The 12550-nt window shown below is 67.6% G+C and carries 15 protein-coding genes; 10 read left to right on the forward strand and 5 right to left on the reverse strand.

Going from position 1 to position 12550, the window contains the following annotated elements; genetic code table 11:
* Positions 1–4: 4 nt before the first annotated feature.
* The 3 genes from ACFPOB_RS30780 to fabF all read left to right on the forward strand — a co-directional run bounded on the left by ACFPOB_RS30780 (position 5) and on the right by fabF (position 3000).
* Positions 5–1147 carry an ABC transporter permease gene (locus tag ACFPOB_RS30780; protein WP_377801958.1) on the forward strand — a complete coding sequence of 381 codons (1143 nt, stop codon included), beginning with the start codon at positions 5–7 and terminating at the stop codon, positions 1145–1147.
* Between the two features lie 74 nt (positions 1148–1221).
* Entirely contained in the window at positions 1222–1725 is a 504-nt protein-coding gene (locus ACFPOB_RS30785) for a winged helix-turn-helix transcriptional regulator (protein ID WP_377801942.1), read from the forward strand.
* A 9-nt stretch (positions 1726–1734) separates the two neighbouring features.
* Positions 1735–3000, forward strand: coding sequence for a beta-ketoacyl-ACP synthase II (gene fabF, locus ACFPOB_RS30790; protein ID WP_377801943.1), 1266 nt, complete (start codon positions 1735–1737; stop codon positions 2998–3000).
* 187 nt (positions 3001–3187) lie between these two features.
* On the opposite strand, the gene ACFPOB_RS30795 is transcribed toward fabF, so the two are convergent.
* On the reverse strand, positions 3188–4177 hold the full coding sequence (locus ACFPOB_RS30795; protein ID WP_377801944.1) for a zinc-dependent alcohol dehydrogenase family protein: 990 nt from the start codon (positions 4175–4177) through the stop codon (positions 3188–3190).
* Positions 4178–4280: 103 nt separating this feature from the next.
* Between ACFPOB_RS30795 and ACFPOB_RS30800 the strand changes: the two genes are divergently transcribed.
* From ACFPOB_RS30800 to ACFPOB_RS30810, 3 genes are all read left to right on the forward strand, one after another.
* A complete protein-coding gene (locus tag ACFPOB_RS30800; protein WP_377801945.1) occupies positions 4281–5177 on the forward strand; it encodes a LysR family transcriptional regulator in 897 nt (298 codons plus the stop codon).
* 66 nt (positions 5178–5243) lie between these two features.
* Positions 5244–5501 (forward strand): type II toxin-antitoxin system Phd/YefM family antitoxin, encoded by a 258-nt coding sequence (locus tag ACFPOB_RS30805; protein WP_377801946.1) that lies wholly within the window; start codon positions 5244–5246, stop codon positions 5499–5501.
* A 3-nt stretch (positions 5502–5504) separates the two neighbouring features.
* Positions 5505–5912 (forward strand): type II toxin-antitoxin system VapC family toxin, encoded by a 408-nt coding sequence (locus ACFPOB_RS30810; RefSeq protein ID WP_377801947.1) that lies wholly within the window; start codon positions 5505–5507, stop codon positions 5910–5912.
* Positions 5913–5973: 61 nt separating this feature from the next.
* On the opposite strand, the gene ACFPOB_RS30815 is transcribed toward ACFPOB_RS30810, so the two are convergent.
* Complete coding sequence (locus ACFPOB_RS30815; protein ID WP_377801948.1) at positions 5974–7503, reverse strand: acyl-CoA carboxylase subunit beta; 1530 nt, start codon at positions 7501–7503, stop codon at positions 5974–5976.
* A 118-nt stretch (positions 7504–7621) separates the two neighbouring features.
* On the reverse strand, positions 7622–9001 hold the full coding sequence (locus ACFPOB_RS30820; RefSeq protein ID WP_377801949.1) for an aminotransferase-like domain-containing protein: 1380 nt from the start codon (positions 8999–9001) through the stop codon (positions 7622–7624).
* Positions 9002–9099: 98 nt separating this feature from the next.
* Between ACFPOB_RS30820 and ACFPOB_RS30825 the strand changes: the two genes are divergently transcribed.
* The 4 genes from ACFPOB_RS30825 to ACFPOB_RS30840 are packed head-to-tail and all read left to right on the forward strand — an operon-like array spanning position 9100 to position 11067.
* On the forward strand, positions 9100–9696 hold the full coding sequence (locus ACFPOB_RS30825; RefSeq protein ID WP_377801950.1) for a LysE family translocator: 597 nt from the start codon (positions 9100–9102) through the stop codon (positions 9694–9696).
* Positions 9697–9752: 56 nt separating this feature from the next.
* A complete protein-coding gene (locus ACFPOB_RS30830; protein ID WP_377801951.1) occupies positions 9753–10064 on the forward strand; it encodes an ArsR/SmtB family transcription factor in 312 nt (103 codons plus the stop codon).
* Entirely contained in the window at positions 10061–10402 is a 342-nt protein-coding gene (locus tag ACFPOB_RS30835; RefSeq protein ID WP_377801952.1) for an SRPBCC family protein, read from the forward strand. Before ACFPOB_RS30830 ends, ACFPOB_RS30835 begins: the two co-directional genes overlap by 4 nt.
* A 56-nt stretch (positions 10403–10458) precedes the next feature.
* The gene (locus tag ACFPOB_RS30840; protein WP_092161998.1) at positions 10459–11067 is read left to right on the forward strand and encodes an ATP-dependent Clp protease proteolytic subunit; all 609 of its coding nucleotides are present in this window, start codon (positions 10459–10461) and stop codon (positions 11065–11067) included.
* A gap of 190 nt (positions 11068–11257) precedes the next feature.
* Here ACFPOB_RS30840 and ACFPOB_RS30845 read toward each other — a convergent pair whose 3' ends face one another.
* Positions 11258–11647 (reverse strand): DUF1801 domain-containing protein, encoded by a 390-nt coding sequence (locus ACFPOB_RS30845; protein ID WP_377801953.1) that lies wholly within the window; start codon positions 11645–11647, stop codon positions 11258–11260.
* A 5-nt stretch (positions 11648–11652) separates the two neighbouring features.
* Positions 11653–12441, reverse strand: a complete 789-nt coding sequence (locus ACFPOB_RS30850; RefSeq protein WP_377801954.1) for an ATP12 family chaperone protein — start codon at positions 12439–12441, stop codon at positions 11653–11655.
* Between the last annotated feature and the right edge of the window lie 109 nt (positions 12442–12550).

Raw genomic sequence — 12550 nt, forward strand, 5'->3', positions numbered from 1 at the left:
CGCGATGGCATTGGCGGCCCGCTTCTCACCCGGCCGGCTCGGCGCCGTGCTGGCCAAGGAGTTCGTGCAGATGCGGCGCGACCGCATCACCTTTGCAATGATGCTGGTGGTGCCGATCGTCCAGCTGCTGCTGTTCGGCTATGCGATCAACAATGATCCCAAGGGCTTGCCGGCGGCGGTTCTGGCGCTGGGCCAGGATCGCTACACCCGCTCCGTCGTCGCGGCGCTGGAGGTCTCCGGCTATTACCGCTTCGCCAGGCGCCCCGAGAGCGCGGCCGAGGCCGAAAGCCTGATGGCGCGCGGCGCGATCTCCTTCCTCGTCACCATTCCCAGCGATTTTGGCATGCGGGTCGAGCGCGGCGACGAGCCGCGCATCCTGGTTGAGGCCGATGCGACCGATCCGGCGGCGTCGAGCAATGCGGTCGGCGCGCTGCAGACCATCGCCAGCCGGGCGCTGACCCGGGCGCTCGGCACCGAGGAGCTGAAGCGCGAGCAGAGCGAGAGCGCGCTCTCCTTCGTGGTGCACCGGCGCTACAATCCCGAGGGCATCACCCAGTACAACATCGTGCCCGGCCTGCTCGGCGTCATCCTGCAGATGACCATGGTGATGATGACGGCGATGGCGCTGACCCGCGAGATCGAGCGCGGCACCATGGAGAACCTGCTCGCCATGCCGGCGACACCGGGCGAGATCATGCTCGGCAAGGTGCTGCCCTACCTCGCCGTCGGCAGCGTCCAGGTCGCGGTGGTGCTCTCCGCGGCGAAGCTGCTCTTCGGCGTCCCCTTCCTCGGCAGCCTCGGCCTGCTCCTGACCTGCGTCACCATCTTCGTGCTGGCGCTGGTGCTGCTCGGCTACACGATCTCGACCATGGCGCGCACGCAGCTCCAGGCGATGCAGCTGACCTTCTTCTTCTTCCTGCCCTCGCTGCTGCTGTCCGGTTTCATGTTCCCCTATGCCGGCATGCCGCTCTGGGCGCAGTGGCTCGGCGAGATCTTCCCGCTGACGCATTTCCTGCGCGTGGTGCGGGCGATCATGCTGAAGGGGGCGGATCTCGGCGATATCGGGCTGGAGGTGTTCTACCTCTCGATCTTCGTACCGCTCTATGCCGGGATCGCGCTGCTGCGGTTCAGGAGCACATTGGATTGACCGGACAGAGTGGTGCGCTTCGCCTGATGTTGCGGCTTGCAAAACAATAGTGACTGCGGTAGCGAGCCTGGGCCATGCAGCCCAAGCTCGCTCCCCTCACCGAATGCCCCTGCGCCCTCGCTGTCGAGACCGTCGGCGAGTGGTGGAGCATCCTGATCCTGCGCGACGCTCTGCAGGGGCTGACCCGCTTCGACGAATTCGAGCGCAGCCTCGGCATCGCGCCGAACATGCTGACGCGCCGGCTGAAGCATCTCACCGAGAGCGGGCTGTTCGAGCGGCGGCTCTATAGCGAGCGGCCGAAGCGCTACGAATATGTCCTGACCGAGAAGGGCCGCGACGTCTTTCCGGTCGTGGTGGCGCTGATCGGCTTCGCCAATCGCCACCTCGCGCCGGAAGGCGCCTCGCTGCTGCTGGCCGAGCGCGGGACCGGCCGGCCGATCACGCCGATCGTGGTCGACGCGGCGACCCTGCGGCCTGTCACTGCGGACAGCGCCACCGTCATCGCCGGGCCGCGCGCCAGCAACGACCTGCGCGAGCGTCTCGCGGCGCGCCAGGCCGCTACCCGAGCCAGATCGTAAGGAGCCGCCATGCGCCGTATCGTCGTCACCGGACTGGGCGTCGTCTCGCCTTTGGGCTGCGGCACCGAGCTCGCCTGGCAGCGCCTGCTCGCCGGCCGCTCGGGTCTGCGCCGCCTGCCGGATGCTGTCGCCGAAACGCTACCGGCCAAGATCGCGGGCATCGTGCCTGGCAAGGCCGAGGACAATCAGGGCGGCTTCGATCCCGACGTCGCGATCGCGCCGAAGGACCAGCGCAAGATGGATCGCTTCATCCAGTTCGCGCTGGTCGCGGCCAAGGAGGCGCTGGCACAGGCCCGTTGGCAGCCGCAGGACGAAGCCGAACGGGAGCGCACCGCGACCGTGATCGCTTCGGGCATCGGCGGCTTTCCGGCGATCGCTGAGGCGGTGCGGACGACCGATCAGCGCGGCGTACGCCGGCTCTCGCCCTTCACCGTGCCGTCCTTCCTGGTCAATCTCGCGGCCGGCCATGTCTCGATCGATCATGGCTTCAAGGGGCCGATCGGCGCGCCCGTCACCGCCTGCGCCGCCGGCGTCCAGGCGATCGGCGATGCCGCGCGGCTGATCCGGGCCGGCGAGGTCGACATCGCGCTCTGCGGCGGCAGCGAGGCCTGCGTCGATCTCGTCGCGCTCGGCGGCTTCGCCGCGGCGCGGGCGCTGTCGACCGGCTTCAACGACGAGCCGCAGAAGGCCTCGCGCCCCTTCGACCGCGACCGCGACGGCTTCGTCATGGGCGAGGGCGCCGGCATCCTGGTGATCGAGGCGCTGGAGCATGCGCAGGCGCGCGGCGCGACGATTCTGGCCGAACTGACCGGCTACGGCACCAGCGCCGACGCCTATCACATCACCTCCGGCCCCGAGGATGGTTCGGGCGCGCGCCGGGCGATGGAGACGGCGCTGAAGCAGGCCGGCCTGAAGCCCGGCGATGTCGCCCACCTCAACGCCCATTCGACCTCGACGCCGGTCGGCGATCGCGGCGAACTCGCCGCGATCAAGGCCGTGTTCGGTAGCGAAGCCGGCATCGCGATCAGTGCGACGAAATCGGCGACAGGCCATCTGCTCGGCGCGGCCGGCGGGCTGGAGGCGGTCTTCACCATTCTTGCGCTGCGTGACCAGATCGCGCCGCCGACGCTCAATCTCGAGAACCCGGACGAGGATGCCGCCGGGCTCGACCTCGTGGCGAAGGCGGCGAGACCGATGGCGATGGAGCACGCCATCTCGAACGGCTTCGGCTTCGGCGGCGTCAATGCCAGCGTGGTGTTCCGGCGCTGGGGTTGAGAGGGGTCTGGAGTTCGCAAAAAAGAACGCGAGTCGTCCCGGGCGACCGCAGGGAGACCCGGGACCCATTCCGGAACCTCTATCGGAAGGGCTCCGGAATGGATCCCGGATCGGCGCGGCTACGCCGCTTGTCCGGGATGACACCGGTGGTTGATGTCAAGGTCTAATTAATTGAGGATTCAGGCCCTCAAAGCGTCACCACGACCTTGCCGAACTGCTCGTTCGATTCGAGGTAGCGATGCGCCTCGACAATCGCCTCGAACGGGAATGTGCGGGCGATGATCGGCTTCAGCGAGCCATCGCCAAGGCCGTCGAGGATGAACGCCTTGGCGGCGGCGAGGCGCTTAGGGTCGCCGATGATCTCGTGGACGAGATAGCCGCGCAGCGTCAGGCTCTTGCTCAGCACATTGAAGAGCGGGAAGGGCGTGGCTTCCGGGCTGAGACCGCCATACTCGAACAGGATGCCACCGCGCGCCATCGCCGCGGTCAGCGGCAGGAAGGCCAGGCCGCCGACCGCGTCGAATACGACCCTGACGCCGTCCTCGCCAGCGATCTTCCATAGCCTGGCTTCGAGGTCCTCGTCGGCCGAGGCAATGACATGGGCGGCGCCGGCCTCGTGCAGCGCCTGCGCCTTCCGCGAGGTCCGCGTCACCGCGATCGGGATCGCGTCGACCCGGTTGGCGATCTGGATGGCGGCGAGGCCGACGCTGCTTGAAGCCGCGGTGATGACGACGGGCTCGCCTTTGCTGAGACGAGCGATGTCGATCAGCGCGCCATATGCGGTGAGATACTGCATCCAGCTCGCCGCTGCCGCTTCCCAGCTCAGCGTCGGCGGGTGTTTGACCGCCAGCTTGGCCGGGGCGATGGCGAACTCGCCATGCACCGGCCAGCGCACCATCGAGCGCGGCGGCACCAGGCTGACGGCATCGCCGGCCGAAAAGTCTTCGACGCCTTCCCCGACGCTCTCGATCAGGCCCGCGGCTTCGAGACCGATGCCGGATGGAAACCGCGCCTGCTCGATATAGCTCCCAGAGCGGAAAAGCGCTTCGGCCCGGTTGAGGCCGAGCGCCTTGGTCCGGATGCGGACCTCGCCGGGGCCGGCCGGCGGGACGTCGATATCCTCGATGGTGAGGACCTCGGGGCCGCCATGGCGGTGAAAGCGGATCGTGCGGGCCATGCTCGTGACTCCAAAACAGAGCGAATGAATGAGCTATGGCAGCGTGCCATCCTGCGATAAATTGCGCTCCATGACCGATAATCGGAACCGTTGATTTCGGATGATGGATCGTCTCACCAGCATGGCCGTCTTCGTCAGGGCGGTCGATCTCGGCTCCTTCGCCGCGGCGGCCGCGGCGCTCGGCCTCTCCGCGCCGATGGTCGGCAAGCATGTCCGCTTCCTCGAGGAGCGGCTGGGCGTGCGCCTGCTCAACCGGACGACGCGGCGGCAGAGTCTGACCGAGTTCGGCCGGGCCTATTACGAGCGCTGCAGGACCGTCCTCGCCGAGGCGGAGGCGGCCGATGCGCTTGCTGCCGACCAGTTCGGCGAGCCGCGCGGCAGGCTGCGGGTGGCGCTGCCGGTGCTGTTCGGCCGGTGCTGCGTCATGCCGATCCTGCTCGATCTGGCGCGCCGGCACCCGCAGCTTGAGCTCGATCTATCCTTCGGCGACGGCTTCGTCGATCTGGCCGAAGGCGGGCACGACCTCGCCATCCGCACCGGTGAGCTGCACGATGCGGCCAATCTCGTGATGCGCCGTATCGCCCGCCAGCGCATGATCGTCTGCGCCGCGCCGTCCTATCTCGAAGCTCACGGCAGCCCGGCGCAGCTCGCCGATCTCGCGGAGCATGACGCGCTGATTTATCGCCGTTCCGGTGGCGTGCGTCCCTGGCTGTTCCCTCGCGAGGATGGCCCGGCGGCGGAGGTGATGCCGCGGCACCGCTTGCGGTTCGACGATCTCGAGGCGATCGCCGATGCGGCCGTGATCGGCATGGGGCTCGCCTGGCTGCCGTCCTGGCTGGTGCGCGAACGCCTGACAGCCGGCGCGCTCGTCGAATTGCTGCCGGGCGAGGGGCGACTACCCTATGACGTTCACGCGCTTTGGCTGCAGACGCCGCACCTGCCGCCGAAGGTGCGCGTCGCCATCGACGCGCTGGCCGCGGAGCTGCCGGGACTGATGTGAGGCGCTTGCGCAGCGGCTATAAAAGACTAGTTATCTGACTAGGTTGATTTGGGCGTGGAGGGCGGGATGAAGAGCTGGCCGGTGCAGGATGCGAAGGCGCGCTTCAGCGAGTTGCTCGAGACCTGTCTCAAAGAAGGCCCCCAGATTGTCAGCAAGCGAGGTGCTGACGCCGCCGTTTTGGTCCCGCTGAAGGAGTGGGAGCGGCTTCGGCGAAGTGCGAAGCCGACATTGAAGGACTTGTTGCTCGCGGACGAGGCTCGGGTCGATCTGGATTTGCCCAGGCGTGGCCGGCTCCGCCGGCGCGAGCCCGGGGAGCTGGTGTGAAACATGTATCTCCTCGATACCAATGTCGTCTCCGAACTGCGCCGCCTGCGGCCGCATGGCGCCGTGCTGGCTTGGTTGGACGGCGTGGCCGATGCCGACCTGCATCTCTCTGCGGTCACCATCGGCGAGATACAGGCCGGTATCGAGATGACTCGTGAGCAAGACGTTGCCAAGGCGGCGGAGATCGAGGCTTGGCTGGATCAGGTCGCACAGACCTACAACGTCCTCGACATGAATGCCGACGTCTTTCGCGCTTGGGCAAGGCTGATGCACCGAAAGTCAGGTAAGATCATCGAGGACGCGATGATCGCAGCAACCGCCTCCGTCCACGGGTTGACGGTGGTCACGCGTAACACCCGCGATTTCGAGGGGCTGAACGTCCCGCTCCTCAACCCGTTTGCAGCCGCCTGAGCGGTGATCAGCTTCGGTTTGCCGGGGCTGATGTGAAGCGGCCCCGGCGCCCGACTTCCGCTCAGAGCGGGATGTTGTCGTGCTTGCGCCAGGGACGCTCGACGCTCTTGGTGCGCAGCATAGCGAGGGCGCGGGCGATCCGGCGGCGCGTCGAATGCGGCATGATCACCTCGTCGATATAGCCGCGCTCGGCCGCAACGAAGGGGCTCATGAAGCGGTCTTCATATTCCTTGGTCTGGCGCGCGATCGTCTCGGCGTCGCCGCCGCGGAAGATGATCTCGACCGCGCCCTTGGCGCCCATCACCGCGATCTGCGCCGTCGGCCAGGCATAGTTGACGTCGGCGCCGATATGCTTGGAGGCCATCACGTCATAGGCGCCGCCGAAGGCCTTGCGCGTGATGATCGTGACCAGCGGCACGGTGCACTCCGAATAGGCGAAGAGCAGCTTGGCACCGTGCTTGATCAGGCCGCCATATTCCTGCGCCGTACCGGGCAGGAAGCCGGGAACGTCGACCAGGGTGACGATCGGGATCTCGAAGGCGTCGCAATAGCGCACGAAGCGGGCGCCCTTGCGGCTGGCGTCGGAATCGAGCACGCCGGCCAGCACCATCGGCTGGTTGGCGACGATGCCGACGGTGCGGCCCTCGATCCGGGCGAAGCCGGTGACGATGTTCTTGGCGTAAGACTCCTGGATCTCGAAGAAATCGCTCTCGTCGACGACCTTCAGGATCAATTCCTTGATGTCGTATGGCTTGTTCGGATTGTCCGGGACCAGCGTGTCCAGGCTCATGTCGACGCGATCAGGCACGTCGAAGCTCGGCCATTCCGGCACGCCGACCGTATTGTTGGCCGGCAGGAAGTCGATCAGGCGGCGCACCTGCAAGAGCGCCTCGACATCGTTCTCGAATGAGCCGTCGGCGACCGAGGATTTGCTGGTGTGGACCTTGGCGCCCCCCAGCTCTTCGGAGGTCACGGTCTCGTTGGTGACGGTCTTCACCACCTCGGGGCCGGTGACGAACATATAGCTGGTGTCACGGACCATGAAGATGAAGTCGGTCATCGCCGGTGAATAGACGTCGCCGCCGGCGCAGGGACCCATGATCACCGAGATCTGCGGGATGACGCCCGAAGCCTGCACGTTCCGCTTGAAGACCTCGCCATAGCCGCCGAGCGCCGCGACGCCCTCCTGGATGCGGGCGCCGCCGGCGTCGAACAGGCCGACGATCGGCGCGCGCATCTTCAGCGCCATGTCCTGGATCTTGATGATCTTCTGGGCGTGGGTCTCGGAGAGCGAGCCGCCGAAGACGGTGAAGTCCTTGGAGAAGACGAAGACGGTGCGGCCATTGACCGTGCCCCAGCCGGTGACGACGCCGTCGCCGGGGATCTTCTCGGCCTTGTCCATGCCGAAATCGACGGCGCGGTGCTGCACGAACATATCGAATTCCTCGAAGGAGTCCTTGTCGAGCAGCAGCTCGATGCGCTCGCGGGCCGTGAGCTTGCCGCGCTTGTGCTGCGCCGCGATGCGCTTTTCGCCGCCGCCGAGGCGAGCGCCCGCGCGCCGGTCCTCAAGCTGTTCGAGAATGTCCTTCATCAAGAGCCTCCCGGGGCGCAGTCTTTAAAGGTCCTGTTCCCGCTTAAGCGGCGCTGCGGGCGAAGTCCATTGCGGCCTTCGCAGCATGCGGCTGGCGTTTTGTGCACCGCGGTGGCGGTCACGGCATCGCCCGGCTCTGCGGGCCGCTGTCGCCATCGAGAAGCAGGGTGCGCAGGCCCGCGAGTGCATCCTGCAGCCTGTCGAGCTTCGGGCCGCCGAGACTGAGCCGCACGCCCCATGACGGTGCCTGCGCATCGGCCAGGAAAATCTCGGGAGCCGGCAGGAGGATGCCCAAGGCGGCGGCGCGCGCCGGCAGCGCCGTGGCCCGCTCCGGTGCCATCGGCAGCCAGACATGGAAGCCATTGCCCGAGCTCAACGCGGTCCCGGGCGGCAGAAGCTCGCGCGCCAGGGCGACGCGACGGCTCGCCTCCTCGCGAATCGAGCGCGTGACCGACGCTGCAGTGTCCTCGCTGAGCCAGCGCTCCATGATCAGGCAGGAGAGCAGGGATGCCATGGTGCAGGTCGCGGCAAGTTCGGCGAGGGCAGGCGCCAGCCAGGGCTCTGGGACGAACAGCGAGCCGATGCGCAGGCCCGGACTCAGCACCTTCGACAGGCCGGCGACATGCAGCGTCCGCTCCGGCGCGAGCGCGGCGATCGCGATCGTGCCCGGCTCGGCCAGGGCGGCGTGAATATCGTCCTCGACGATCACCGCATCATGGGCGCGGCAGAGTTTTGCGATATCGCGGCGCCGGACTTCGCTCATCGTCGCCGTGGTCGGATTGTGCAGGGTCGGCGTGATGTAGAGCACGGCGCGCCGCCCAGCCGTTTTCGCCTCATGCAAGGCCTTGTCGAGCGCCTGCGGGACGAGGCCCTGCTCGTCGATGGCGAGGCCGGTCAGGCGCAGGCCGCGCCGGCGGGCCAGGGCGATCGCCCCGGGATAGCTCAGCGCCTCCGTCAGCAATTCGGTGTCCGGCCCACAGGTGATCGCGAATGCGATCGCCAGGGCATGCTGGGCTCCGTGGCAGATCAGCAGCCGCTCGGGGGCAGCGGCAATGCCTGTCGGCGCAAGCCAGCGGGCCAGCAGAGCACGATGGTCGAGCCTGCCGGCGGGCGCGGCATAGGCTCCGAAGCTGTCGGCATCGAGCCGCCTTGCGAGGTCGGACAGGCTGGCGGCGAGCAGGCGGTCGCTCAGCTGCTGCGGGGGCACGTTCACGCTGAGATCGATCGTGCGACCGGCCGCTCGGGGCAAGCCGGCGACGAACATGCCGCGGCCGCGGACGCTACGCACCAGGCCGCGACGTTCGAGCTGGGCATAGGCCTTGGTCACCGTGCCGATGCCGATATCGAGCTGCCAGGCGAGGGGACGGTGGGCCGGCAGGCGCGCACCCGACGGCAGCGAGCCGTCGGCGATATCGCGAGCGAGAGCTTCGACCAGCCTTTCGCTGGCCGAGCCACGGCCCTCCGCGAGGCGCGGTTGCCAGGGTGAAGCGAGGAGCATGTGACCTAACAAATTGCGTCACGGGACACTTTTCACTCTATGCAAGAAGTGTCACATCCACAATCACCGGCGCGACGTTTCCCAACGCTGGACCGGACATGACACCGCAATTGCTGCTCGCCTTCATCGGCTATGCCTTCGTGACCTCGATCACGCCAGGGCCGAACAACACGCTGCTGCTCGCCTCCGGCGCCAATCACGGTTTTCGTGCCAGCCTGCCGCTGCTGCTGGGGATCAATCTCGGCTTCTCCGGCCTCGTCCTGGCGGTCGGCCTCGGGCTAGGGGGCCTGTTCAGCGCGATCCCTGTCCTGCACGACATCCTGCGCTATGCGGGCAGCGCCTATCTTCTTTATCTCGCCTGGAAGATCGCGCGTTCGGCGCCGCTGGAGCCCGGCGCAAAGGCGGCGGCGCCGCTCAGCTTTCCGGCGGCCGCGGCGTTCCAGTGGGTCAACCCCAAGGCCTGGATCATGGCGGTCGGAGCGGTTGCGTCCTACACGCCGACGGAGGGCTACTTCCTCAATCTCGCGATCGTCGTGATCGCCTATGCGCTGGTGAACGGGCCCTGCATCGCCGTCTGGGCCATCGGCGGCACGCTGCTGCGCGGCCTGCTCTCCGATCCGGTGCGGCAGCGCGCGTTCAACGTCGTGATGGGGCTGCTGCTGGCTGCTTCGCTCTACCCCATTCTGGTGAGCTGACAGGCGCTTTCGTCAGCCGCTTGCGAATGAAATAAGTATATGCTTATGTGTTTGACATGGAGCAGGACATCTTCAAGGCGCTGGCCGATCCGACCCGCCGGGCGATCTTCGAGAAGCTCGCTGTCGGCGGCATGAACGCCAGCGCCTTGCGCGAGGGCATGGTGATCAGCCAGCCGGCGATGTCGCAGCACCTCGCCGTGCTGCGGACCGCCGGGCTGGTGCGCGAGGAACGGCAGGGGCGCTTCGTCAATTACGAGGTCGACCCGGACGGGCTTGCCCTGATCGCGCAATGGCTGGCGAAATACCGGGCCTACTGGCCGGCGCGCATCGATGCCCTCAAGGATCTGCTGCGGGACATGGACCAATGAGCGAGAGCGAGGCGCGGGAGCGCACCAAGGAGCTGGTGTTCGCATATCAGCTCGATGCGCCGCCCGAGAAGGTCTGGCGGGCGCTCAGCATTCCCGCCTTCCGCGAGCGCTGGCTGCCGGCGCAGGTCGAGGCGTTGTCCAGCGTGCCGGGCCAAGAGCTGCGCTACCGCTTGAGGGAGGACGAGCCGCCCTTCCTCGAGAGCGTCGTGACCTTCCAGCTCGCGCCGAACGACGGCGGGACCGAGCTGCGGATCGTCCAGAGCCTGACCGATACGCGGCTGAGCGCGTCGCCGGCACCTGCGAACAGCAACCAGAAGCTGATGCTGCGCGCCGCCTGACGGTGCGGGCTCAGTCCGCAAGCACCATCAACAATCCGGAATTGAGGAGGTCGTCGATGCACGGCACGATGCAGCTCGTCCCCATGGTCGTCGAACAGTCGACGCGCGGGGAACGCTCCTTCGACATCTACTCGCGCCTGCTGCGCGAGCGGATCGTCTTCCTGAACGGCGAGGTCAACGATGCCAGCGCCGCGCTGGTCTGCGCGCAATTGCTGTTCCTGGAGGCCGAGAACCCGAAGCGGCCGGTCCACTTCTACATCAACTCGCCGGGCGGCGTGGTCACCAGCGGCCTCGCGATCTACGACACGATGCAGTACATCCGCTCGCCGGTGCATACGCTCTGCATGGGTACGGCCCGCTCCATGGGCTCCTTCCTCCTGATGGCGGGCGAGCCGGGCGAGCGCGCGGCCTTGCCCAATGCCAGCCTGCATGTCCACCAGCCGCTCGGCGGGGCGCAGGGGCAGGCGTCCGATATCCTGATCCATGCCGAGGAGATCCAGAAGACCAAGCGGCGGATGATCCGGCTCTATGCCGAGCATTGCGGGCGCAGCGAGGAGGAGGTCGAGCGCACGCTCGACCGCGACCGCTTCATGACCGCCGAGGAAGGTAAGGACTGGGGGCTGATCGACCGCGTGCTGACCGAGGCTCCGGCAGTGGAGGCATGAGGTATTTGCGGGATGCTGTTTGGGACCTTTTCCCGTACGCGAGTCGTCCCGGGCGTAGCAAAGCGAAGACCCGGGACCCATTCCGGAACCTCTCTCGGAAAGGCTCAGGCATGGGTCCCGGATCGGCGCCGCTTCGCGGCTTGTCCGGGATGACATGAAATGAGCAGAGCGACTTTGGCCGGGCAGACCGTCAGGCGCTCGGCTTGCTCGGGTCGCCAAGCTCGCGGTTGAGAGCGACCGCGGCGCGCACGAGCTCGGTCGCAATCTTGGTATCGACCGCATCGCCCGCGCGCAGCACCATGGTCGCGAGCTCGAACTTGCCGCCCGGCTTCAGCCGCGGCTCGATATGGCGCAGGCGCTTGCCGCGCCAGAAGCCGAAGAGCACGCGCTCGGCCTCGGCCCGGATCAGCAGCGCAGGCCCGTTCGAGAAATAGACCAGATGCGTCCACTTGATCCGCTCGTCGAGCGGAGCGGCGGCCTTCACCACGGCGCGCAGGGCCTCGACCGCGGCGAGCCGCCAGCCGTCGAGCTGGGCTATGTAGTCTTCCGGGTTGTCGGCCTTGGGCGCGCCCGGGATCATCGCCTCTAGCCCTTCGTCAGCAGCAGCACGGCGGCGTCGTACTCCTTGCGGCGGATGGCGCGGCGCTCGGCCGCTTCCTCGTCCTGGCCCCAGATCCCGATCTGGTAGTCCTCGTCGAGATGGGCGGCGGCCCAGGCGGCCTCGGCGTCGATCAGGCCCTCGGCCAGCGCCAGCATCAGAATCGTCGAGCCGGTCAGCGTCATGACGTTGTGCGCGCCGGCGAGGGCGACCGGGGAGGTGATCGTGGCGACGCGCTTGGCCACGGCGTCGAGCACGGTCTGCGGCTGCTGCGCGAAGACGACGCCCTGCGCCATGACGAAGCGGCCGCCGATACGGTTTTCGAGCGCCGCGATCAGCGGGTTCCAGACCGCATCCTGCCGCTCGACCAGCGCTTCGGGCTCGCCGGCGCGATAGCAGAGCGCATCGCTGCCGGCATAGCGGACGATCTCGGCGCGAACCGCCTCGTGCTGATCGGCAACGCCGTCGAGGGCCGAATTGACCAGCCGCGTCAGCGGCATCCGCGACGGGTCGATCTCACCGGTCTGGGCCTCCCATTCCGCCGCCAGCGTTTCGGCGACGGCTCGCGAGGCGACGGCGAGCGGCTTGCGGGCCGGGGTGCGGGCGGTGCGGCCGTCGAGCGCGACATGGAACAATCCGTCACGCTCCAGCACGCCCGCCTTCTCGTAGAAGCGCTTGGGCAGGGGATTGCGCATCGCCTGCTGGGCGGCGGCGACGGGATCGGGCTGGCGCTGGCCGGCGGCGCCGAAGCGGGCGAGGAAATCATCGGTCGACATGGCGCGCGGTCTAAGAGCCCGTCCCGAAAGGGTTGAGCGACTGGGGCACTCGTGATTCCAAGGGGTTGTTCAGGCCATCTTGGAGCGAGCGATGTGGACCCCAGCCACT

The sequence above is a fragment of the Allobosea eneae genome (assembly GCF_042657265.1).
In the GTDB taxonomy this organism is placed as follows: domain Bacteria; phylum Pseudomonadota; class Alphaproteobacteria; order Rhizobiales; family Beijerinckiaceae; genus Allobosea; species Allobosea eneae.